28 protein-coding genes and 1 pseudogene are annotated in these 21,417 nt (G+C 67.6%); 8 read left to right on the top strand and 21 right to left on the bottom strand.

What is annotated here, in order from left to right:
• Nucleotides 1-1,186: 1,186 nt before the first annotated feature.
• The 5 genes from IEY36_RS27290 to IEY36_RS27270 form a co-directional block, all read right to left on the bottom strand.
• Entirely contained in the window at nt 1,187-1,486 is a 300-nt protein-coding gene (locus IEY36_RS27290) for a DUF1971 domain-containing protein (protein WP_188972936.1), read from the bottom strand.
• Between the two features lie 204 nt (nt 1,487-1,690).
• Nucleotides 1,691-4,114 carry a recombinase gene (locus tag IEY36_RS27285; RefSeq protein ID WP_188972934.1) on the bottom strand — a complete coding sequence of 808 codons (2,424 nt, stop codon included), beginning with the start codon at nt 4,112-4,114 and terminating at the stop codon, nt 1,691-1,693.
• Nucleotides 4,115-4,155: 41 nt separating this feature from the next.
• The gene (locus tag IEY36_RS27280; protein ID WP_229681617.1) at nt 4,156-4,485 is read right to left on the bottom strand and encodes an RrF2 family transcriptional regulator; all 330 of its coding nucleotides are present in this window, start codon (nt 4,483-4,485) and stop codon (nt 4,156-4,158) included.
• 166 nt (nt 4,486-4,651) lie between these two features.
• Complete coding sequence (locus IEY36_RS27275) at nt 4,652-5,731, bottom strand: tellurite resistance/C4-dicarboxylate transporter family protein (RefSeq protein ID WP_188972932.1); 1,080 nt, start codon at nt 5,729-5,731, stop codon at nt 4,652-4,654.
• On the bottom strand, nt 5,728-6,102 hold the full coding sequence (locus IEY36_RS27270) for a hypothetical protein (protein ID WP_188972930.1): 375 nt from the start codon (nt 6,100-6,102) through the stop codon (nt 5,728-5,730). Before IEY36_RS27270 ends, IEY36_RS27275 begins: the two co-directional genes overlap by 4 nt.
• 109 nt (nt 6,103-6,211) lie before the next feature.
• Here IEY36_RS27270 and IEY36_RS27265 point away from each other — a divergent pair, with 109 nt between their 5' ends.
• Together IEY36_RS27265 and mog are read left to right on the top strand one after the other, a co-directional pair.
• Nucleotides 6,212-6,871 (top strand): hemerythrin domain-containing protein, encoded by a 660-nt coding sequence (locus tag IEY36_RS27265; protein ID WP_229681616.1) that lies wholly within the window; start codon nt 6,212-6,214, stop codon nt 6,869-6,871.
• Nucleotides 6,868-7,404, top strand: coding sequence for a molybdopterin adenylyltransferase (gene mog, locus IEY36_RS27260; RefSeq protein WP_188972928.1), 537 nt, complete (start codon nt 6,868-6,870; stop codon nt 7,402-7,404). The genes IEY36_RS27265 and mog overlap by 4 nt, the downstream gene beginning before the upstream one ends.
• 23 nt (nt 7,405-7,427) lie before the next feature.
• On the opposite strand, the gene IEY36_RS27255 is transcribed toward mog, so the two are convergent.
• The 10 genes from IEY36_RS27255 to IEY36_RS27210 all read right to left on the bottom strand — a co-directional run bounded on the left by IEY36_RS27255 (nt 7,428) and on the right by IEY36_RS27210 (nt 13,040).
• Nucleotides 7,428-7,733: a DUF6522 family protein gene (locus IEY36_RS27255; protein ID WP_188972926.1), complete on the bottom strand. Its 306-nt coding sequence runs from the start codon at nt 7,731-7,733 to the stop codon at nt 7,428-7,430.
• Nucleotides 7,730-7,960: a hexameric tyrosine-coordinated heme protein gene (locus tag IEY36_RS27250; RefSeq protein WP_188972924.1), complete on the bottom strand. Its 231-nt coding sequence runs from the start codon at nt 7,958-7,960 to the stop codon at nt 7,730-7,732. Before IEY36_RS27250 ends, IEY36_RS27255 begins: the two co-directional genes overlap by 4 nt.
• On the bottom strand, nt 7,953-8,165 hold the full coding sequence (ccoS, locus tag IEY36_RS27245) for a cbb3-type cytochrome oxidase assembly protein CcoS (protein WP_188973012.1): 213 nt from the start codon (nt 8,163-8,165) through the stop codon (nt 7,953-7,955). The genes IEY36_RS27250 and ccoS overlap by 8 nt, the downstream gene beginning before the upstream one ends.
• A complete protein-coding gene (locus IEY36_RS27240; protein WP_229681615.1) occupies nt 8,129-8,797 on the bottom strand; it encodes a DUF2189 domain-containing protein in 669 nt (222 codons plus the stop codon). The genes ccoS and IEY36_RS27240 overlap by 37 nt, the downstream gene beginning before the upstream one ends.
• Nucleotides 8,798-8,943: 146 nt before the next feature.
• Nucleotides 8,944-9,108, bottom strand: coding sequence for a hypothetical protein (locus IEY36_RS27235; RefSeq protein ID WP_188972920.1), 165 nt, complete (start codon nt 9,106-9,108; stop codon nt 8,944-8,946).
• Nucleotides 9,105-9,998 (bottom strand): cytochrome-c oxidase, cbb3-type subunit III, encoded by an 894-nt coding sequence (gene ccoP, locus IEY36_RS27230; RefSeq protein ID WP_188972918.1) that lies wholly within the window; start codon nt 9,996-9,998, stop codon nt 9,105-9,107. The genes IEY36_RS27235 and ccoP overlap by 4 nt, the downstream gene beginning before the upstream one ends.
• Complete coding sequence (locus IEY36_RS27225; RefSeq protein WP_188972916.1) at nt 9,995-10,165, bottom strand: cbb3-type cytochrome oxidase subunit 3; 171 nt, start codon at nt 10,163-10,165, stop codon at nt 9,995-9,997. Before IEY36_RS27225 ends, ccoP begins: the two co-directional genes overlap by 4 nt.
• Before the next feature lie 15 nt (nt 10,166-10,180).
• Nucleotides 10,181-10,897 (bottom strand): cytochrome-c oxidase, cbb3-type subunit II, encoded by a 717-nt coding sequence (gene ccoO / locus IEY36_RS27220; RefSeq protein WP_188972914.1) that lies wholly within the window; start codon nt 10,895-10,897, stop codon nt 10,181-10,183.
• 4 nt (nt 10,898-10,901) lie between these two features.
• The gene (ccoN, locus tag IEY36_RS27215; protein ID WP_188972912.1) at nt 10,902-12,533 is read right to left on the bottom strand and encodes a cytochrome-c oxidase, cbb3-type subunit I; all 1,632 of its coding nucleotides are present in this window, start codon (nt 12,531-12,533) and stop codon (nt 10,902-10,904) included.
• A gap of 75 nt (nt 12,534-12,608) precedes the next feature.
• Entirely contained in the window at nt 12,609-13,040 is a 432-nt protein-coding gene (locus tag IEY36_RS27210) for an Rrf2 family transcriptional regulator (protein WP_188972910.1), read from the bottom strand.
• An 83-nt stretch (nt 13,041-13,123) separates the two neighbouring features.
• On the opposite strand from IEY36_RS27210, the gene IEY36_RS27205 reads away from it, so the two are divergent.
• Both IEY36_RS27205 and IEY36_RS27200 read left to right on the top strand, forming a co-directional pair.
• Complete coding sequence (locus IEY36_RS27205) at nt 13,124-13,276, top strand: hypothetical protein (protein WP_188972908.1); 153 nt, start codon at nt 13,124-13,126, stop codon at nt 13,274-13,276.
• Nucleotides 13,277-13,333: 57 nt separating this feature from the next.
• The gene (locus IEY36_RS27200) at nt 13,334-14,569 is read left to right on the top strand and encodes an NnrS family protein (protein ID WP_188972906.1); all 1,236 of its coding nucleotides are present in this window, start codon (nt 13,334-13,336) and stop codon (nt 14,567-14,569) included.
• 124 nt (nt 14,570-14,693) lie between these two features.
• Here IEY36_RS27200 and IEY36_RS27195 read toward each other — a convergent pair whose 3' ends face one another.
• The 5 genes and pseudogenes from IEY36_RS27195 to IEY36_RS27180 all read right to left on the bottom strand — a co-directional run bounded on the left by IEY36_RS27195 (nt 14,694) and on the right by IEY36_RS27180 (nt 17,737).
• Nucleotides 14,694-15,155, bottom strand: coding sequence for a PAS domain S-box protein (locus IEY36_RS27195; RefSeq protein WP_229681614.1), 462 nt, complete (start codon nt 15,153-15,155; stop codon nt 14,694-14,696).
• Entirely contained in the window at nt 15,152-15,868 is a 717-nt protein-coding gene (locus IEY36_RS27190) for a 5-formyltetrahydrofolate cyclo-ligase (RefSeq protein WP_188972904.1), read from the bottom strand. The genes IEY36_RS27195 and IEY36_RS27190 overlap by 4 nt, the downstream gene beginning before the upstream one ends.
• Nucleotides 15,869-15,879: 11 nt before the next feature.
• Nucleotides 15,880-16,146 carry an XdhC family protein gene (locus IEY36_RS31195; protein WP_268238203.1) on the bottom strand — a complete coding sequence of 89 codons (267 nt, stop codon included), beginning with the start codon at nt 16,144-16,146 and terminating at the stop codon, nt 15,880-15,882.
• Nucleotides 16,147-16,219: 73 nt separating this feature from the next.
• A pseudogene (locus tag IEY36_RS31460) lies at nt 16,220-16,696 on the bottom strand (XdhC family protein); the annotation flags it as partial.
• A 120-nt stretch (nt 16,697-16,816) separates the two neighbouring features.
• Nucleotides 16,817-17,737: a LysR family transcriptional regulator gene (locus tag IEY36_RS27180; RefSeq protein ID WP_188972902.1), complete on the bottom strand. Its 921-nt coding sequence runs from the start codon at nt 17,735-17,737 to the stop codon at nt 16,817-16,819.
• 167 nt (nt 17,738-17,904) lie between these two features.
• Here IEY36_RS27180 and IEY36_RS27175 point away from each other — a divergent pair, with 167 nt between their 5' ends.
• The 4 genes from IEY36_RS27175 (at nt 17,905) to IEY36_RS27160 (ending at nt 20,883) form a co-directional block, all read left to right on the top strand.
• Nucleotides 17,905-18,603, top strand: a complete 699-nt coding sequence (locus IEY36_RS27175) for a CBS domain-containing protein (RefSeq protein ID WP_188972900.1) — start codon at nt 17,905-17,907, stop codon at nt 18,601-18,603.
• Nucleotides 18,604-18,659: 56 nt separating this feature from the next.
• Nucleotides 18,660-19,019 (top strand): DUF488 domain-containing protein, encoded by a 360-nt coding sequence (locus IEY36_RS27170; RefSeq protein WP_188972898.1) that lies wholly within the window; start codon nt 18,660-18,662, stop codon nt 19,017-19,019.
• A 542-nt stretch (nt 19,020-19,561) separates the two neighbouring features.
• Nucleotides 19,562-20,416, top strand: a complete 855-nt coding sequence (locus tag IEY36_RS30865; RefSeq protein WP_229681613.1) for a DUF3489 domain-containing protein — start codon at nt 19,562-19,564, stop codon at nt 20,414-20,416.
• Nucleotides 20,416-20,883, top strand: coding sequence for a recombinase family protein (locus IEY36_RS27160; RefSeq protein WP_188972896.1), 468 nt, complete (start codon nt 20,416-20,418; stop codon nt 20,881-20,883). The genes IEY36_RS30865 and IEY36_RS27160 overlap by 1 nt, the downstream gene beginning before the upstream one ends.
• A gap of 243 nt (nt 20,884-21,126) precedes the next feature.
• Here the strand turns inward: IEY36_RS27160 and IEY36_RS27150 are convergent.
• Nucleotides 21,127-21,417, bottom strand: a 291-nt coding sequence (locus IEY36_RS27150) for a succinylglutamate desuccinylase/aspartoacylase family protein (protein ID WP_188972892.1), incomplete at its 5' end; no start/stop codon positions are given.

The following is a 21,417-nucleotide window of genomic DNA, read 5'->3' as shown; positions in this document are numbered from 1 at the left end:
GCAGTTCGCGCCGTCGTCGGAGGCGTCGAATGGGTTTGCAACGCGCCTGGTACGCGCGCTGGTCGGCTGTTTGCGAGGCCGCCCTTGGTCATCGACCGACACGACGACAGGCTCCTCAGCGCGCGCTGCGCCGGCCGCTGCCGCTACTGACTTGCGAGGCCGCCCGCGGCCCCGGCGCGGCGTGGCAGGCTCTTCAGCGTGCGCTGTCTCAGCCGTTGCCGCGACGGGCTGCCCAACTGGATGCTTGCGAGGCCGCCCTCGACCGCGACGTGGCGCAACGAAAGGCTCCTCAGCAGGGGCCACATCAGCCTCCGTCGCCGCTGGCTCCCAGGCAGGCATGACGTGGGTGACCGGCTCTGCGGCCTCAGGGGCTGTCTGCTCGATCAGCATGGACGCGCGGGGCGTCTGCCTTGTCGGGAAGCCACCGTCCCAGGACGCCGCGCGGACGTACTGATCCTGGCGCTGCGGCCTGTCTCTTACGGCGCCGCCCGATCGCACGTGCACCACCTCAACGGACCTGCTTCCCGGTGCGCCAGCGCGTCGGGGGATGTTCAACGTCTCACGCCGATCAGCCGACGCCGGCTTGTCGTCCTTGAAGCGGGCGAAGACGTGGTCTTTGTCGTCCATGTCGATCCGGTCTCTGAAATACCTGCGGCGGTGCTGCAATTTGTTGATTGTAAGGATGGGGGCGGATCAACAGTTTGCATTAACTAAGCATTGAGAGGCGATCGGGTTACTGAAATCTGAAGATAACCCCGGGAAAAGACCGCCTAATATCAATAGTTTAAGCTTGAGGGTAAAATCGGCCTACCCTCAAGGTTCGGAGACCTTCCGCTCTCTGCGGCCCGAATTCGGCGGTAGTTGCGGTATCGAACCATCAAGGTCCACGCGCAAACCCCGGCCAAACCTGCGCCTCAGCGCGGTGCACCGTGTGGGAGAGACAGGTTGTGAGAGAGAAGATTGGAGCAGCGGTGGGAACCGGAATCCAACCTTCTCTGGGGCGTAGACGCGGCCGCGGGGCGGTCTCGGGATCGAACTGTTGCAGTGGCGCCCGGTAGATCGATGCAAGACGGAGACTATGCCGTAGGAGTTCCGGCGTGCCACGTCCTGGCCGGATACCTAAAGTTCTGGCACTGACGGATCCCAAGCAGCGCCGCGCGTGACGGCCGGCCCATTGCTGGCACAGCTACGCGTTCGGTGTCGGATGGCGCTCCGGCGGATAATGGAATTCCAAGTAGAAGCGGACCACGCCGAGTGGCTCCACGCGGTGCTTCACCTCCGGTTCGATTTCGCCCGGCCGGCCCGGTTCCAGGACGGTCTCCGAGGCGGGGCTGATAGTGCAGTAGCGCAGCCTGCCCTCCAGCACATGGATGACCACCCAGGTGTCATGCGTGGTTTCATGTGCCTGCCGCAGCGCAGGCGGAATGGTGTCCTGCGTGAACTCGGGACTGCGTCGGGTAGAGACGTGTCCTTCGGGAATCGGCATTGCTGGCTCCGTCTGCGTCTGCGTCTGCGTCTGCGTGTGTGTGTGTGTGTGTGTGTGTGTGTGTGTGTGTCGGCCTGCACCGCGCCCGGATAATCTGACATTCTGGCACACCAAGCGGTGCGGCCGTCGGTCATATCGACCGGGGCGCTGCTGGATTGCCGCGTGCCGCTCGGCTGGACCCGAGCGACACGCTCACGATGGCGCTCAGAGCGGACACACACCCGATGCGCAGGCCAGGTGCGTCATGTCCACCGCCTCGTGCAGCGCAGCATCCCTGATACCGTCGACGATCGCCGCGAAGCGCGCGGCATGCACCTCTTCCTCCGGCAGGTATTCGTAGCCGAGTTCCTTGTCCGGGCGGCTCGGCAGGATGGCGCAGCAGCGGATCTCCGGCTGGTGGCGCAGCACCAAGTCACGGAACGCATCGAGGTCGTGCCGGTCGGTGAAGATCTTCAGCGTGTAGCTCACCTGGTTGCCGCGCGCCGCACCGATCCAGTGGCGTTCCAGCAGGCCAAGCCAGCGGTACTGCTGCGCCGGGGTCGCCTGCGGCGCGGTCACCAGGCGATCGCCGATGCCAAGGCGCTGGATCAGCGGCAATGTCGGGAAGCCGACAATGGACATCCCCGGGAAGCTCTGCAGGCCGCGCACCGGATACCCGCGCGCCTCGTAGTCGCCCAGCAGCGGGTCGGCGTCGCGCGCCCAGCCGGCCTCGGCCTTCACGCCCTTGAACTGCACCCAGCGCAAATACTGGCGGCGCGCCGGCAGATGCGCGCCCTCGGTCAGGCCGAACAGCTTGCTGGTGGTCCCGGCCGGCTTGACGGTCGTGACCGTGAAGGGCGCCGGCATGCCGAGTTCCGCGGCATAGGCTTTGCCTTCCTGTTTCGCCGCTTCGGACAGGCGCGCGAGCGCCTCCCAGAAGGGGGCGCTGCACGCCTCGTCCAGCAGGTCCTCGAAGCCGAAGCCCCAGCGCATCCAGGCCCATTCGTGCAGGCCGGTCGGGCCGATGCCCATCCGGTTGGTGCGGCGCACCTCGTCGGCGTAGAGCGCATCCATCGTGTTCGCGCGCATCAGGAAGCGCACGCCCAGGCGCACGCTGTCCTCGACGCGGGCATCCCATTGCGCCGCGACGTCCTCAGGCACCTCGCCCGGCGTCATCGCCGCTAGGTCGCGCGGACAGGCGAACAGCGGCGCGAAGTCGGCGATGACGCAGTACCCGCCAGTGACATGCAGCGTGATCTCGCCGCAGGGGTTGGTGGTGGCGGGGAAACGCGACTGCGCCGCGCGGCGGCCGAGCTCCGCCAGCAGCGGCACGGCATGGTCCGCGGCATAGCGCGCCGAGCGCAGGTCGCGCCCGTCGGTGTGCACGGGCTTGGCCCAGGCGGTGCCAGTGCGGTGGTCCTCCAGCCGGTCGCCGTTGATGAAGCCGGGCTCGCCGTTGATGTAGCCGCAGGCGGTCGCTTCCTCGAACACCGCGAGGGCATGACGGTCGAGCGGTGCGTCGCTACCCGCGCGCGCGGCGCGTACGCCCTCCCAGAATTCGGCATCGACCATGACGGAGTTGTTGGCGGTCCACAGCCCGCCCTCGGCTTTCAGGCGGATGAAGCGGAAGATGCCCGGGTCGCGCCAGGATTTCGTGGCCATGCGCGCGGCGCGCCGTGCGCCGCCGACCTGCACCTCGACCGAGAGGTGATGGTCCACCAGCAGCGCCTGCTCCCACGGCGCCAGCGCCTCGTCGGCCGGGCCGCGGTGGCGCGCCGGCTCGATCACGTGCTGGCGCAGGTTGAGGAAGGCCCGCAGCAGCGAGAGCGGTCCCGAGGCCGGGCGCCCCTGCATGCCGGCGATCGGCGCGCCGCAGCGGCGGATGGCGGAGAAGTCGAGCACCAGCGTGCGGTCCGCCGCCCCGGCGAAGGCCAGGCTTTCCAGGCGTTCCGCAGCCTTGCCCCACCCTTCGCGGCTGTCGGCGATGGCGTGGTGGATGGCACCGGGCGGCGCCGCGGTGGCGTCGCGCAGGATCTCACGGGCGATGAATGCGCGGATCTCCGCCTCCTGCGCCTCGCTCATCGCCGCGAGGGTGGTGCCCCAGGGCAGCAGCGCGAATTCCGCGCCGAAGCGGTGGATCTCGTCGCGCGTGTCGGGGAAGTCGGGATGGTCGGCGGACAGGTGCAGCAGAAGCCGCGGCGCATGGCCCCAGTCCACCGCGACCAGTTCGTCGTCATAGGCGCGGCCGACGCCGCTGCCGTTCAGCAGCAGGTAGAACAGCGCGAAGGAGGTGATGGCCGTCGCGCAATTGGTGAAGACCTCCATGTTGCGCGTGGGCTGCGCTGCGTCGCCGTGCTGGAGGTGGCGCCCGGAGGTGATCAGCGCGCCGGTGGCGATGGCGTTGCGCAGCCGCGCCTGTTCGGCGGCATCGGCGCGATCGCCGAGCAGCGCCATGTTGCCGGCGGCAACGCGGTCAGCGACGCGGCCGAAATCCTCGGCATCTCCGGGGCGGAAGACGGTGCGGCGCGCCACCGCGAGGCCCATGCCAGGGTCAACAGCGCGGGCCGGTAGAGGTGCCTCGCCGAAGCCGGCACCGGGCAATGCGGGGAGAATGTGACGCTGACGCGCGGCGGCGAGCGAACCGTCCATGGGACACCTTCCACTCCGGCCGCAGGAGGTGCGACTCGGACCTATCCCAGGATATGGTATTCATCGGCCTTCGTCAGCCACCATATGTGGTGTGACAGCGAAGCAGGCCGCCAGCCTTGTCGCATCCAAGACAGCCATGAAGCCGTCCTGCGCCCGCCCCAGCACGCCTGCCAGCCGGCAGGTCGGGGAGAAGCAGCAGGCCCCGCCATCGCGCGAAAGCATTCGACGAGCGCCTGGCCGGCTTCGAGCCGACGCACCACCTCCCCGATGCGGATCGCCTCCGGTGGACGAGCCAGCACCACGCCACCGCCCGCCCCGCGCTGGGTCTGCACCAGTCCCGCCGCGGCCAGGTCCTGCACGATCTTCTGCAAGTGGTTCCTTGGCACGCCGATGTCGGCAGCCAGGTCCTCGGTCGAGCGCCGGCGCTCAGGGGCACCCCAGCGTCAGCAGGACGCGCAGCGCGAAGTCGGTGGAGGCGAGCAGCCGCATTCCAGGCCCCTGAATTGGAGAACAAAATGTCTATTTCTGCTCGCTCTGTCACCTCCGCCGGCAGGCCCGCAGCAGCGTGCCGCCGATTCGCCCCAGCAGGCCGAGAAAGGTCAGCCCCCAGGCTAGCACCGCGAGATGGATGAAGACGCCCGGTACGACCGTCAGGAAGGGTAGGTCCAGCGCGCGCGACAATTGCAGCGTGCCGGTCGTGTACATCCCGAGCGGAAAGACCATGCCCCACAGCGTCGGCTCATAGCGTAGCGGTTCCCGCCGAACTAGGTAGCGCCACAGCGTAAGCGCGAACAGGAGCGGGATCCACCAGGTCGCCGCCGCCCAGAAGAACAGCGTGAAGCCGCGCAGGAACGGCACGAAATCCGCCAGCAGCGGCCAGGTCGGGCTGCGCAGCAGCAGGATCGAGCCGGCCAGCGTGCTGATCGCCACCGCGCCCATGTTGATCCAGTAGGGCGGGCCGAAATCCAGCGCGCTGAGCCGCACGAATGTCAGGCGATAGAAGATCAGTGGAATGATCGCGAGGTAGAGCATGCAGCCGATCATGAAGAAGGCGAGGCAGATAAACTGCACCTCGGGCGGCGGCACGGCGGCACCCAGCGTACCCCTCAGCACCACGATGGATTGCGTCGCCACCGCCGCGATCAGCCAGACGCCGTTGATGCCGGCCGCGAGGGTCGGCTTGCGCGCGCGGATCATGACTGCGGTGAAGAAGGCGTACATCACTACGAACCACAGCCCGAGGCCGAAGTACCAGAGCCACGCGGCGACGCCCTGCGCGCCGGTGACGACCGAGGTCTGCGTGCCGAGCACGCAGGTGCTCGCGACCACGGTGAAGAAGCCGGGCGCGCGCTGGTGGTTCGAGAGGTCCTCAACGATGCGGCGCGGGAACAGCACGAGCCGCGCGAGTGTCAGCCCCCAGAGCACTAGGTAGGCCGTCCAGGCGATGCCAACGAGCGGCTGGGCGATCAGCCGCAGGCCGAGCAGATGGCAGGCGATCGAGACGACGCCTGTGGCCATGACCAGCGCGAAATAGCCGGGGAACAGATCGCGCGCCGTCTCCCCGATCAGGATGCGGAAGGCTGAACTCGTCGGCGTCGCATGAGTGAGTGTGGTCATGATGCGCCGCCTCCCGCCCATAGCTCGATCAGGTCGATCTGGAGGAACAGCAGGAGCAGCAGGGTGTTGACCGCCCAGGCTACGGTGAGCGCACGCGCCACGACGCCCCATGGCGGCGCCGCGTGGTCGGCGCACCGCCACACCGCTACCAGGATCGCCGTGGTGTAGGCTGAGAAGAGGATGAGTAGGATCTGCTGCAGATCGGCGCGCCCGGCCTCCCGCGCCAGCAGGAACAGCAGCGCCAGGCCCGCGCTGACCAATACGCCATAGACCCAGAACACGCGCCCGAGCGCCGCCTGCCCCGTCAGCGCGCGCCATTCTGGCTCGAACAGCAGGAGCAGCAGGAGCAACAGCCTCTTCGACCAGGTCATGGATATAGGCGCCGTCCCTCAGGGTTCTGCGCCGGCGGCAGGGCCCTCGATATTGGCATTAACGATACCATAATTCCGCCTGATCTTAATTGGTATCGGAGGCACCAAATTGAACGCCCACCCCGAAACCCCCGAACGACGCGCCGCCCTCAGCCAGCGCCTGCGTGTCGCGACCGGCCTGGACGAGGTGACCCTCGAAGCCTTCCAGCGGGCATTCTACGGCGCGGCGCGGCAGGATCCCCTGCTTTGCGCGGCCTTCGCCGGCGTGGCGGACTGGGACGCGCATATCGTCCGCCTGACGCAGCTCTGGTCCTCGGTCGCGCTGATGACTGGCACCTATCACGGCCAGCCGATGCAGGCGCACGCGCATCTCGGCCTCGGCACCGCGCATTTCGCCCGCTGGATGGCGCTGTTCGAGGAGACGGCGGTGCACCGCGACCACCCCGACGTTCCGCGCGGCCTGGCCGATCTGCTCACGCGGATCGAATGGGAGTTGAGGGAGCACATGCAGAAGGAGGAGCAGGGTCTGTTCCCCATGCTGCGCGTGGGCCACGGGCCGCCGATGGCGATAGCATTGATGCGCGACGAGCACGATGACCACGGCGCCCACCTGCGCGAGCTCGCGGCGATTACGCACGCCCACGAGCCGCCCGAGGATGCCTGCAATTCCTGGCGCGCCCTCTATGCTGGCACGGCGCAGTTCGCCGAGGACCTGACGCAGCACATCCACCTCGAGAACAACGTGCCGTTCCCCCGCTTCGGCGCATGAACGCGACGGTGCCGGTCGGCGTGGTCACCGTGAGCGACCGCGCCTTCCGCGGTATCTACCGGGATGAGGGCGGTCCAGGCATCGAGGCCGCGCTGGCGCGCATCCTTGCCACGCCCTGGAGTGCGATTCGCCGCATGGTGCCGGATGAGCAGCCGCTGATCGAGGCGGCGCTGGTCACGCTGGCCGACGTGGAATCCTGTGCACTGATCGTCACCACCGGCGGCACCGGGCCTGCCCCGCGTGACGTGACGCCGGACGCGACCGAGGCCGTCTGCGACCGTATGCTGCCGGGCTTCGGCGAACTGATGCGCGCCGTTTCGCTCCGTGCAGTGCCGACCGCGATTTTGTCGCGCCAGACCGCCGGCACGCGCGGGCGCAGCCTGATCGTCAACCTGCCAGGCAAACCCTCCGCCATTGCCGAATGCCTGGATGCGGTTTTCCCCGCCATACCCTACCGCATCGAATTGATCGGGGACCCGCGGCTCGAGACCAACCCCGCGATCTGCACGGCGTTCCACCCCAAAGGCGCGTGAAGGCGCTGTTGCGGCACCGCTGGCTACCCAGCATCTTTCGTCCACGGCCCGGTATTCTCGCAGTGGCGGACAGGCGGCGGGGGCGCGTACATCATGCGGGAGAGGATGGCGCCGTCAGCATCCACTGTCAGTCGCAGGATGCGCTTCTCGTGCGTGAAGACCAGGCGATGACGCCCCGCGTGCTCATCGATGCCTTTTTCGCATCGGCTCGTCATGGCGCCCTCCTGCAACTTGCGAAGAACCTCGGTCGCGTCCAGGCCAAAGCCACGGGCGAGTTCGTCTGCATCGACGACGAAGTCCCCGCCATCAATGTGAACGGCGCGCCTCATGACCCACGCCAATGTTCATTGGCGGCCGCAATGGTTGCGAAGTTCGTCGCCACGACCTGCGAGTCAGCAATCAACGAATCCGCGTCCTCGGCATAGTCCGAGCGCAGCCGGTCCCGCACAGTTGCGTCGGGTTGCGCGGATCTGATGGCCATGCAGGAGAGCATGACCGCAAGTTCACGGCCCTCCGTCGGTGTCGCCGTCATGAGGGTTGGCAGCCAATTATCCATGGTCGTGTCCTTTGGGGTGAGGCGGGCGGTCTGAATGAGTGGCGGTGAACAGGATCCGCGATGCGGCGATTGCCGCATCGTCGACCGGGCCGTGCTCCAGCGCCCAAACGAACGCGCCATGGCCCACAAGACCGAAGCCGATCGACATTGGCCTAAGGATGAAGGAGGTCACGACCGGGCATTCCCGGCGCCAATCGCACACCATGCGTGCCACGTGCCGTACCCAAGCACCGGAAACACGATGATGAGCCCAAGCAGTCCCGTCGCAGCCGACAACGCCAAGCCAGCGGCGACGATCGCCCCCCATGCGAGGGCCGGCCTCAGGTTCTGGACCGTCATCGCGAAGCTCATGCCCATGGCGGTCAGCGCATCCCGGCGCTCGGCCAACATCATCGGAATCGAGAACAGGCTGATGGCAAAAGCGAAGGCGGCGAAGAGCCCGCCAACCGCGCTTCCGACGCCGATCAACGCCCAGCCCCGCGGTGTGGTCAGGACATTTCCAAATGCCTCCACCGCGCCTGGAAACGGCGCGAGCCCGAAGAACAACGCATAGAGCAGGTCGGCCGCGCGCAGCCAGAACAGCACCAGCAGGCCGAGCATCAGCCCCGCATAAGCGATCTGCGCGCCGGATGCCGGACGAACCAAGACCATCCCCCGCAGGCTGAGTGCGCGACCTTTCATGCGGGCGCGGCTCTTCGCGTAGAGCCCGAGCGCCAGAAACGGCCCCACGATCAGGAAGCCGGCAATCGCCGGAAGCGCAAGATAGAGCAGACCGATCGCGTGGAGCACGGCGAGCAGGAGAAGCGACAGCGTCAGCAGGAACAGCCCGTAGGCCAAGCTCGGTCCTGGCGCCGCTCGGTAGTCCGCCCAACCTGCCGCCAGCCAGCCGAACGCCGCGCTTGCCGGCACGTGCCGCGCAAATGCCAAGGGCGGGCGCCGCGGTGGATTGAGGGTCGGCAATGGCCTCAGCATCGGGCTTCCTTTCAGCAGACGGAGCGCGCCGGTGCCTTGCCGGGCGACGGCTGCACGCAGTCGGGCATTGACGTGAAGGCCACCGCGACGAGATGGGCATTCGCCGCCAGGATCAGGCCTATGACGATCACGGCGGTCAGGATGGCGAGATGCTTCTGCGCACGCGGTCGGATCATGGTGCCTCCGCGTGCTGGTTGTTTGCACCGAGACGGGCGACGTAGACCGCGAGGAGGTTGATCTCGGCCGCGCTCAGCCGGCCTGCCCAGGACGGCATCACCCCCTGCCGGCCGCCGTGGATCGTGGCGAGAACCTTCGCCCTGTCGCCGCCGTAGATCCAGCGGGCGCCGACGAGCGATGGTGCACCGGTCCCGAGGCCGCCATTTCCGTTCTCCCCGTGGCACGCGACGCAGTTCTCCGCGAATACCTGCGCGCCGGCGCTTTGAGCGTCGGCAGCGCTGCCCGGCAGCGCGAGCACGTAGTCGGTAACGGCCTGCACCGCCTCGCGCGACAGCATCCCGTCGCGTCCAAAAGCAGGCATCTGGGAGACACGGGTGTCGGGATGCCCGCTGTTGATGCCGACGCGGAGCGTCTCGGCGATCGTGTCCGGCGAGCCGCCCCACAGCCAGTTGGCATCGGTCAGGTCAGGAAAGCCGGGTCCACCCGTGCCGTGGGTTCCGTGGCAGGCGGCGCAATTGTCGGCAAAGAGCCGTTGCGCCGCAGGCATCGCGCGCGCCATCAATGCCGGGTCGGCAGCGAGCGCGTCGAGATTACCTGCCGCGAACGGCGCCATCCAATCATCGCGGCCCCTCTCCAACGCCGCATAGCCCTGCATGGCGATCTGTCGCTGGTCGAGACCGAGGACACCGCGCGTGAAATCGCGCCCGATCGGCCAGGCCGGCAGAAGGATCCAGGCGATCATCGAATACAGGAAGGTCAGCGCCAGCGCCCAAATGACGATCCGCGGGAAGGGCGTGTTGAGTTCCCGGATGCCATTCCAGTCATGGCCGGTCGTCTCGTAGCCTGTGGCGGGATCGATCTCCGCGCCGTGACGTTGGTCGGCGGTCACGGGCCGTGTTCCGGTCTGCCGCTGTCGATGAGGATTGAGCGTCCGATCCGCTCATGCGCCGCTTTGCGGCTTGGCCGATAGGCCAGCACCACGACGACGGCGAAGAACCCCATCATCCATATCAGGCCAAAGGTCTTTGCGATGAACACCAACGTGTCGTGCGTCATTGCGGTCTCCCCTGGCTACTGTGGAACGTAGGGCGCCGTGGTGAGCCGGCCGAGGGATTGCAGATAGGCGATGACAGCATCCATTTCCGTCAAGCGCGCCGGGTCGCCGCCGAATGGGCGGACCGCCACGCGATCGCCATAGCGCGCCACGAAGCCCGCTCCGCCCGCGCCGTCGGGGCGCGCCTGCGCCAGCGCGTCCGCCGCGGCGTTGGCGATCCTCTCCGGCGAATAAGGGACGCCAAGCCGTGCGAGCGTCGCCAACTGCGCCGAAAGGGTCGAGATATCGAGCGGCGTGGCCGCCAGCCACGGATAGGCTGGCATGATGGAGGCCGGTACGACGGCGCGCGGATTCACAAGATGCGCGGCATGCCAGACGTCCGAGTACTTTTCGCCCACCCGCGCCAGATCCGGGCCGGTGCGCTTCGACCCCCAGAGCATCGGATGGTCGTATGCCGATTCCGAGGCGAGAGAATAGTGGCCGTAGCGGTCGATCTCATCAGCAAGCGAGCGGATCATCTGGCTGTGGCAGGCGTAGCAGCCTTCGCGGATGTAGATCTCGCGCCCGGCGAGTTCGAGCGGCGTGTGCGGGCGCAGGTCGGCCGGTACCTCGACCGTCTCGTCGATGGTGAACAGCGGCGCGATCTCCACCAGTCCGCCGATCGAGGCAGCGACGATGATGCCCGCGACCAGACCCATCGAGATGCGTTCGAGATTGTAATGCAGCCTCAGCATCGCATCACTCCGCCGGCTGAGTGAGAAGCGGGCGGTCCGACGCGCCGGCGCCCACCGGGGTCGCGAGCATCGTCGCGCGGACGTTCAGTGCACACAGGACGGTGCCGGTGAGAAACAGCGCCCCGCCGATCGTACGCAGCAGATAATAGGGAGCCATCGCCATCACTGATTCCAGGAAGCTGTAGGCGAGACCCCCATTGGCGTCGTAGGTCCGCCACATCAGTCCTTGGGTGATGCCGGCGTTCCACATCGAGACGACATAGATGAGCGTGCCTGCGATGGAGAGCCAGAAGTGCCATTCGATCGCCTTTGGCCAGGCCATCGTCGTCCGTCCGGACAACTGTGGCACCAGCGTGTAGATGGCGCCGAAAATGATCATCGCCACCCAGCCCAGTGTGCCGGAATGCACGTGCCCGACGGTCCAATCCGTGTAGTGCGACAGGGAATTGACCGGACGGATCGCCAGGAACGAGCCCTCGAAGGTCGAGAGTCCGTAGAACACCGCTGCGACGAACATGAAGCGCAGCGTCGCGTCATCGCGCACCTTGTGCCAGGCGCCGTTCAAGGTCGCAATCGCATTGCCCGCCGAGGCCCAGGAGGGCACGAGCAGCATGACGGAGAACGTCATGCCCAACGTCTGCACCCAATAGGGCAAGGCTGTATAATGGAGATGGTGCGAACCAACCCAGACGTAGAAGAAGACAATGCCCCAGAAGCTGACGATCGACAGCCGGTAGGACCATATCGGCCGCTCGGCGCGCACCGGCAGGAAGTAATAGAGCATCCCGAGAAAGCCTGCGGTCAGGAAGAACGCCACAGCGTTGTGCCCATACCACCACTGCACCATGGCGTCCTGGACGCCGGACCAGACAGGGAAGCTCCGCGCGCCCGCGAAGCTGACGGGCAGCGCGATGTTGTTGACGATATGCAGCATCGCCACCACCAGGATGAACGCTAGATAGTACCAGTTGGCGACGTAGATGTGCGGTTCGTTGCGACGCGCGAGCGTGCGGAGATAGAGCACCAGATAGGCAACCCACACCACTACGAGCCAGATGTCTGCATACCACTCGGCCTCGGCGTATTCCTTGGACTGCGTGCTGCCCATCAGATAGCCGGTCACCGCCCAGGCGCAGAACAGATTGTACCCGATCAGCACGAACCACGGCGATACGGAGTCCGCCAGACGCGCCCGCGACGTGCGTTGGAGAACATGCAGCGAGGTGGCTATCAGCGCGTTGCCACCGAAGCCGAATATCACGCCCGTGGTGTGCACCGGGCGCAGTCGGCCGAAGCTGGTGGCGGGCCAGAGCGGCGTCGCTTCTGGCCAATAGAGTAGGGCTGCGACCCACACGCCGACGCTCATCGCGACCACGCCCCAGATGAGCGTCAACATGAGCCCGAAGCGGGTCGGTTCGTCGTAATAGCGAGCCGCGCGTCCGCCTGGCGCATCCGGATCGAACAGCGATCCAACAAGCGAAAAGGCGAGCACGATACCGAGCGCCAACGCCATCGCCCCGTGCACCGCCATGGGCCCTTCCTTGGCGGCTCCCAGCATGATGAGGCCCAGTATCGCGACGCCGATCGTGAGCATCAGCCCGACCTGGCGCTCGTTAATGCTGAGTGAAGCAATCATCGATGCATCCTCATGCGTGAATCGCGTTTAGCATCACGCAACGTCCCCTGCGCAATGACGATGGTGTGCGTCCGTTCATGCCGCGATGCCCAGCAGTTCTTGCAAATGGCCTTCCGATTGCGCGAGGTCAGCGACCGATGTCGCGTCCAGCACCGCAAGGAAGGCTGCGCGCGCTTCATGCATCGTGCGCTTGAGGCGGCAGGCCGGCTGGATGGCGCAGGTTCCGCCAACCAGGCAAGGCACGACCGCCATATCCGGTTCCATCTGCCGCACCACGTCGCCGACCGCGATCTCGGCCGCGGGCCGCCCAAGCGCGAGCCCGCCGCCTCGCCCGCGCACGGTGTTCACATGGCCCGACTGCCCTAGCAGGTGCGCAACCTTCATGAGATGCGCCTCCGAGATGCCATAGGCCGTCGCAACCTCGGCGATGGTCGCGCGTCCGCCCGGCTTCACCGCCAGATGGATCAGCATGCGGAGGGAGTAATCGGTCAGGACGGTCAGGCGCATGGATAAAAGATACATCTTCTATATTGCTTTTCAAGATCCATGCGCCCATAAGATGGATAAGACATCGACCTTAAGGGGCCGCCATGACACCGCTCCGTCTCTTTCTCCTGCCCGGCGACCTTGTCAGTGACGCCCTGCACGTCGCCGATCCCGACAGCCGAACGATGCTCCGCTCGCTCGTGAACATGCTGGTTTGGAACTTCGTCGGCGTCATGGTGGTGCTGCCTTTCATCTGATCCATCGTCGCCGGGCGACACCATCCGCGCCCGGTTGTCCTGAAGGCAGGCCTGCCCATGAGTGCAGCATCGAACCGGCTCGGCCGTGGCGCGGGTTCCGTCACTGGTCGGCACCCCGCGTCCCGCTTCGCCCCACTGGCCCAGGGCTTTCGCCCCTTCTTCATGCTGGCGGGGCTCTGGGCCTTGCTGGGCGTGGCACTCTGGTCATGCGCACTGGCCGGGGTGCCGGTCCCGGACGGGCCACTTCCGCTCGTCCGATGGCATGGCCATGAGATGCTGACCGGCTTCGTCGGTGCCGCGATGGTCGGCTTCCTGCTGACGGCCGTGCCGAACTGGACCGGGCGGCGCGGCCATGCCGGCGCACCGTTGGCACTCCTGTTGATGGTCGTGCTTGCCGGGCGCCTCGCCTTGCTGCCGGGCTCGCCGCTTTCGACAGGTGTCGCGGCGGCGATCGCGCTGGCGGGGTTGCCGATGCTCCTGCTCCTGCTGCTGCCATCCCTCGTGAAGGCCGGCCAGCCGAGATTGTTCGGCCCGCCCCTCATCGTGCTTCTGTTCTGGGGCGGCGATCTCCTGATGCTGGGTGGGGCCGCGGGCTGGTGGGCCGCGGATACCTGGCGGCTGGGGCAACTCCTGGCGGCCAATGCCGCGCTGGCCCTGGTCGGGCTGATCGGTGGGCGCATCATCCCATCCTTCACGCTGAATGCCCTGCGCAAGACGAGCAGGCCGGCCGAGCCGAAGCCGCTGCCGGGCGTGGATCGCGCCGCCGTGCTGTCGCTGCTGGGCGTGCTGCTGACCGACCTTGTCCTGCCGGACAGCGTGGTGGCCGGCGCCGTCGCGGCTCTGGCGGCTGTCCTGGTCGGGCTGCGGCTCTCGCGCTGGCACGGGTTGCGGACGCTCCGCCAGCCGATCGTCTGGGTGCTGCATCTGGCCTATGCCTTTGTGCCCCTGTCGCTGGCCACAAAGGCGGTGTTCCTGCTGTCGGGCGCGCCATGGGCGATGAACTGGCTGCACCTGCAGGGCGCCGGCGCGCTCGCGCTGATGATCGTGGCGGTGATGACCAGGGCGGCGCTGGGCCACACGGGACGCGACCTGGTCGCCGCCCCGGCCACCGTTGCGGCCTATGTGCTGATCGCGCTCGCCGCCTTGATGCGCGGCTTCGGCCCACCGCTCACCGGCGAGGCCTTGGCGTCGCTGATGGTCGCCGGGGCGCTCTGGGTTGCCGCCTTCGTGCTGTACCTTGTGGTCTATGCGCCGGTGCTGCTGCTCGCCCGGCCGGACGGCAAGCCGGGGTGAGGGCCGCGACCGGACACGGCATCCGGCCAGGCCGCTCACCACATCGCGGCGTGAATCCCGGACGCCGGGATGGACAGGCCAGCGCTCCGTGAATGCCTCCCGCCGGCGCCATGGCCGGAGCGCGTCAGGGTTGCTCGTCGGCATTCTGCGCTTCCTTCAGGCGCCGGCGGGCGTCGCGCAGCGCCTCGAAGCGCTCTGTCACGTCGCGCATCACGGCCGCCATGCCGTCCATCCGCCCATCGGGTCCCCGCATCGGCATGATGGTGAACTCGACCGAGATGCGTCGGCCGTCCTGGCGCAGCGCCGGCACGGCGAGCAGGTCGCCTTCCGCGTAATGGGTGTGCCCGCTGGCCATGACGCGCTGGAAGCCGTGCCAATGCCGCGCGCGCTGCGCTTCCGGGATGATCATGTCGAGGGACCGCCCGAGCGCCTCCTCGGCGGAGAATCCGAAGATCCGCTCGGCGCCCGGATTCCAGAAGCGGATCAGGCCGTCCCGGTCGCAATAGAGGATGGCATCCCCGGCAGAGGCCAGGATCGTGTCGGCGAGTGCCGCTCGCCGCGCCGCGGTCATCGGGGCGAGTGTCATGGTGTCGGCTCTGCCGGTCCGCTGCCCGCGCCGATGCCTGTCGCCCCTGCCTCGGTCACCGTCAGATCCATCCGCACGTCGTGCGGCTGCGGATGGATGGTCGCGAGGCGCCCATTCTCGAAGCCGATGCCGATGGCAACCGGTCGCGGCGCCATGGCGGCGAGCGTGCGGTCGTAATACCCACCGCCATAGCCGAGCCGGTAGCCTCGCGCATCGAACCCGACCAGCGGGACCAGCAACGTGTCGGGTGTGACCTCCTCGCCCTGGGCGGGGATGGGAATGTTCCACACCCCCTGCATCATGCGGGTGCCGGGCCGCCATGCGCGGAAGATCAGCGGCCGCCCTTTCGTGGCGACCATCGGCAGCGCCAGCCGGGCCCCTTCCCGGTGAAGGGCACGCGCGAGGGGACGCGGGTCGTACTCGCCCTTGAACGGCCAGTAGAAGCCGACATGGCGCCGCGCGAGGTCCGGCACCGCCGCGCGCACATGAACGGTGATCGCATCGTCGCGTTCCAGCCGCGCCGCCACGGGCACCGCGAGCCGGCGTGCGATCAGCGCAGCGCGCTCGGCCCTGCGCCAGGCCCGAATCTGTTCCCAGGAGAGAAGCCCCAGCCACGCCGGATCCAGCTCATGCATGAAGCAGGGCGGCGAGGCGCACAGGATCTCCACATTCGGGTCTTCCTCGGGTGAAGCGATGCCGGGGCGCTGTGTCATCCTGCCGTCCCTTAAGGTGCCTCTGCCATGGCTGGCGCCATGGTGGCGTCGCGGCGCGGTCCGCCGTGGCCGCCGCGCTGGCGCATGACGATCTCGCCGGCGATCGACAAGGCGATCTCCTCCGGCGTGTGAGCCCCGATGTCGAGCCCGGCCGGGGCACGCAGGCGCGCCAGTTCGTCGGCGCTGAAGCCTTCGTTGCGCAGGAAGTCGCGCATCAGCCCGGCGCGCTTGCGGCTGGCGATGATGGCGACATAGCCGGCCGGCGATGATGGCGACATAGCCGGCCGGCGATCGCAGGGCGCGCACCGCGGAGAGGTGGTCCCCCTTGTGCTGGGTCGCGATCACCACGGCATCCCCATGGTTCGGCCGCAGGCGCGCGAAGGCGTCGTCGTCGCCGATCAGCTCCACCGTGCCCGGATAGCGCGCCACTTCGGGCGCCGGCGTGTCGCTGACGATGACATGGAGGCCCAGTTCCACCCCGAGGCGGCTGAGACTTTCCACCACCCGCCCATGCCCGACGATCCACAAGCATGGTGGCGGCAGGAAGGGCTCGACGAAGACCCGCATCGCACCCCCGCAGGGCATGCCGACGCCGAGCACCTCGTCATCCAGGTCAAGTCCGATCAGCCGTGGCTTACCATCGGCCAGGCAGTCCAGCGCGGCGTGTCGAACGGTGCCTTCGGCACATCCGCCGCCGACCCAGCCGGCGATGACGGCGCCCGCCGCGTCGATCAGCGCCTTGTCGCCAGCATGGGCGGAGGTGGAGCCCACCGCCTCGACCACGATGGCGAGGGCGTGCGGTTCTCCGCGGCCGGCAAGGGCCGCCATGCGTTCAATCAATGTGGTTCCGTCACGCATTCCGGCCCGCGCCCCTGATCGACCATGGCCGCCGATCGCCTGGCGGCAGCGTCGATACTGGTCGCGCAGGGCTGGCACGACAAACGCGATTCATTGACCTTTCAATGCTGTTTTCCTGCATTGTGGGGTGCGGCGGCGGGGGGCCTGGTCGGCCGACGCCGTGCCCGGCAGGCTCCGCGCCAATTGGCGCAGGCCATTGAGCGCCGCCTCGATCAATCCCGGCTCGCCGCTGTTCTCGCTGAAGACGGCATAGCCCGGGTAGAGGAATTCAGGCGTATCGGGCACCAGTTCGAGACGCCCGCTCTCCAAATGCGGCCGCGCCGCGCCGAGACGGAAATACCCGGTCCCGCCGGCCTCAAGGATGTAGCCGAGCCCCAGCGGCCCGAGATCCACGACCAGGCCGGGATCGCCATAGGCTGCCCCGGCCGTCGAATAATGCAGGGCGAGGTCGGGACCCCACTCCACCTGGACGTATTCCTTCGGTCCTTGCCCGGTCCCGCCGGGGGTACGGACCATCACCAGCCGTTCCTCCATCAGCAATTCGATCCGCAGCCCGGGGCGATGGCGCGGCGCATAGACCACGCCGATATCGATGATGCCGCCGGCCACCTGCTCGACCACCGTTTCGGGCAGGCCGACATGCGCGCGCAGCGCCACATCGGGCAGCGCACGGCGCATCCACAGCAGCCAGCGCAGCAGCAGCGGGTCCCACAGGCTGTGTTCGGCGCCAATGCCGAGGACGGCGCGCCGCCCCTCCGGTATCGCGACCTGGTGCCGCGCGCGTTCCCACAGCTGAATCAGCGCCGGCGCATGGCGCAGGAACTGCTCGCCGGCCGGGGTCAGGCTGGCGCCAGCCTTGTTGCGGATGAACAGGCGACGGCGGAGCTGGTCCTCCAGCGTGCGGATGCGTGCGCTCACCGTCGTCTGGCTGACATGCAGGCGGTCCGCCGCACGCACGAAGCTGCCGCTGGAGACGATGGCGAGGAAGGTGCGGACCAGTTCGGTATCCATGGGCGCCTCTCAGTGCAACTTATCCGCATTCAATAGTCATTAAAACTCAATTGTCGGGATGAAATCGCGGGAGCAGGCTCCACCGCAGCCGCCCAGGTCCGGGCCGTGGGTCAAGGCACCGCTGCGGGGCGGCCCGCGCATTCTGGGCAGGGGCAGGGAGAAGGACCATGACGGAACCGACGGCTCGCGACCTGATGACCCGCGCTGTGATCACGATACCACCCGACATGCCCGTCATGGGAATCGTGCAGTTGCTTGCCTACCGCGGGATCTCGGCCGTGCCCGTAACGCGGGCCGATGGCAGGCTGCTCGGCCTGGTCAGCCTGGCGGACCTCACGGCAAGACTGTCCGCCTCCGCGCCGGAACACCGCTCCTGGCTGCGCTGGCTGTTCACCGATCCGGTGAGGTCGGCCGATCGGTACGCGCGTATCCATGGCTTCGTTGCCGAGGAGGTGATGGCGACAGACATCGTCACCGTCCCGCCCGATGCGCCGGCCTCCGAGATCGCCGCGACGCTTGAACGGAAGGGGCTTCGGCGTGTCCTGGTGACCGTGGGCGACCGGTTGCAGGGCGTGGTCACCCGCTCGGACCTGCTGCCCGCTGTGATCAGCCGGGAGACGGAACCGGCGGACCTGCCCGACACACGCATTCGTTCCGCCATTCTCGCGGCCATGCGGCGCGAGGACTGGGCCGATCCCTTCTACACCCATGTCGAGGTCCATGACGGGATCGTCGAATTCTTCGGATTCACGCCAGGCCCTGCGGTGCAGCGTGCGCTGCGCGTGCTTGCCGAACAGGTTCCCGGCGTGAAAGGCATCCGCGATCGCACGGAGATCATGCTCATGTCCGACCAGGTGATGTTGTGACAGCGGCAGCCACAGGGCAGGCGGCGATGGCTCCGGGGCCGCGCAGCGTGGGTGGAATGGCGCGCCAGGTAGTCAGGCTGAAGCGCATCTACGATGAGGCCGCGCCGGATGACGGCGCGCGTGTGCTGGTGGACCGGCTCTGGCCACGCGGCGTCAGCAAGGCACGCGCGGCGCTCGACCTCTGGTGCCGCGACGTCGCGCCCAGTACGGCGCTGCGCCGGTGGTTCAACCATGATCTGGTGCGCTGGGACGCGTTCCGCAGGCGATACCGCGCTGAGTTGCGAGGCAACGACGAGGCCATCGCCCCGATCCGCAAGTTGCTCGGCAAAGGACACGTTACGCTACTCTTTGCAGCGCGCGACAAACAGCACAACGAAGCCGTGGTTCTCCGAGAATTTCTGATCGAGGCACTCTGAAACCGAGCCATTGCTAGGGTGACGTTCAACCGCCGGCCACTGACGAATGCCCACCACGCGTCGAGACTTCCCCAATTGGGAAGAAAGTGATGCCGGATTCCGCCATGGGCGAGAGCGTTGAAACCCGACAATCATGAACCATTGCCTTCACCGCTGTGACGATGCTGGCGCTTACGGCCCGCACGGCGGAGGAGGAGATCTGCTGCCAGCTCCGCGACTCCGCCTCTCCGCCTCGATCCTTCATAAATCGAAGAAGCAGTTCGCCGGGATGGGGGTGCCGCCGAGCAGCGCCGCGTGGCCGCAGGCAGCCCTGAGAGGGACAGGTCCTCGAGTTCGATCGGCCCGTGGAAGCCGATGATGCCGATCTGCGTAAAGGCCACGGAAAGCAACATTTCAATCGCGACCTTCGCTTGGCTTCGCTGTGGTTCAGAGCGAATGGTCGCTGAAGCGGCGAAGATCGCTGCGCTGCCCCGCTGAGGCCCAACCCGCGGGGCTCGGGCTGGTAGCACCCGGATCATCGGGTGCCGAACCGGAGCCCGACGATGACCAAGCTTTCCGACACTCAGCGCGTGATCCTGAGCAAGGCGGCGCAGCATGTGGCGCTGCTGGCCGAACCGCCAAAGCACCTGCCTGCCGCGGCGCGGCAAAGCGTCCTCCGCAGCCTGATGGCGAAGGGCCTGCTGGAGGAGATCGCCGCGCCGCGCGAATATATCGATCTCGCCTGGCGGCAGGACGAGGACGGTGCTCCGCTCGCGCTGCGGATCACGGCGGTCGGCCTGGCAGCGATCGGGGTCGAGCCACCCCAGCACCAACTGGAAGGTCGTCAAGAGGCGCCTGACCAGCCGGCGGAAGCTGCCATCTTCCCCCTGGCGGGCCAGGGGGACTCACCGGCGGCTTTTCCGCCCCCGGCGCTGTCTGCTGCCAGCGAGACCGCCCAGCGCCCTCAGCGCCCGCCTGTGAGTCAGCACGGGCCCACGGGCCGCGCAGCCGCACTGCGGATGGCGGCTGTGACCGTCCTTGCCGCCTGGGATGCCCCAGAGCAGGCGGGGATCAACGACGCCATCACGACCCTACGCGACGTGCTGGCCGCAGCACCGCACGCATCCCACTCGCCGCGCGACCCCACCGCCCCGCGCCAGCCCCGCACCGGCACGAAGCAGGCGGCCGTGCTGGCCCTGCTGCGCCGGCACGATGGCGCGACCATTGCCCAGATCATCGACGCGACCGCCTGGCAGCAGCACACCGTCCGCGGCTTCCTCGCCGGCCTCAAGCGCCGCGGCATCACCGTCGAGGTGCTGGAGCGCGTCCGGCAGGTCGGGCCGAACAAGCAGGGTGCCAAGGGCTCCTATTCCATCTACCGCATCGCCGCCGCGACCGCGCCGGTGGAGGCCGGCTGATGCGCCTCGGTGCACAGGCGCCCCGTCTCGCGGTCGGGCTCACCCGGGTCTCGACCGCCGAGCAGGGTCAGAGCGGGCTGGGCCTGGAGGCCCAGAAGGCCAGCATCCGATCCTTCGTCGCGACGCAGGGCTGGACGCTGGTGGCGGAGTATTCCGATGTCGCGTCCGGCAAGGACGATCGGCGACCGGGATTCCAGGCGGCCCTGGCTCGCTGCCGGCAGTTGGACGCCGTGCTGGTAGCGGCACGGCTGGATCGCATCACGCGCCGCGCGCACACGCTGTCGCAGCTGCTGGAGGACGGCGTCTCGATCCGGGCGGCCGACATGCCCGGTGCCGACGACCTGATGCTGCGGATCCACGCCGCCATGGCGCAGAAGGAGCGCGAGNTGGGGACCGCGGATACCGGCCTGCTGCCGGCCCTGACGCCGCCGCAGCGTCTGTGGCGCGCCAACGAGCGGCAGAGCTGACAGCGCACCGGCTGAGCCTCGAAGTTGAACAGCTACAGGCCCGTGGAATAGTCGCGCAGGCGGCGATGGCCAGGGCGCTGAACGAACGTGGTATACCGACACCGCGAGGCTCGGCCACCTGGACCCATACGACGGTGGCACGGTTGGTGATGAGAGTGCGGCAACTGGTCCCATCTACCGGTCAATTTCCGAGCGGATTCATTTCCCTGAAGCAGAACGCCACCGGCCTCCCACCCGGGCTGGTTACTCAGGATAGATCTCACCGCCGTCCGACGTCGTCTTCTGGAAAAGGATGAATGCAAGGGGATTGCCGGGCTCGGCCATGGCGTCGCTACGCTGCCCAGTGATCCGACCAGCCACGCTGCTCGTATATTCCGCAACCACTTCGCCGAACCCGTTGCGCTGGACCGCTATCCTCTGTCCGGCTTCGACCCGGTCATCAAGATTCACAAGGTGCTCAACGAGCCCGCCTTGGGTTGCAAGGACGGGGAGCGCGCTATTTCCCATGAAGACGCTGACATCCTTGCCTGTGCG

Source organism: Neoroseomonas lacus (genome assembly GCF_014644535.1).
Classification (GTDB): Bacteria; Pseudomonadota; Alphaproteobacteria; order Acetobacterales; family Acetobacteraceae; genus Neoroseomonas; species Neoroseomonas lacus.
The sequence above is the reverse complement of the archived record's forward strand: the minus strand, read 5'-3'. Positions and strand labels throughout refer to the sequence as shown.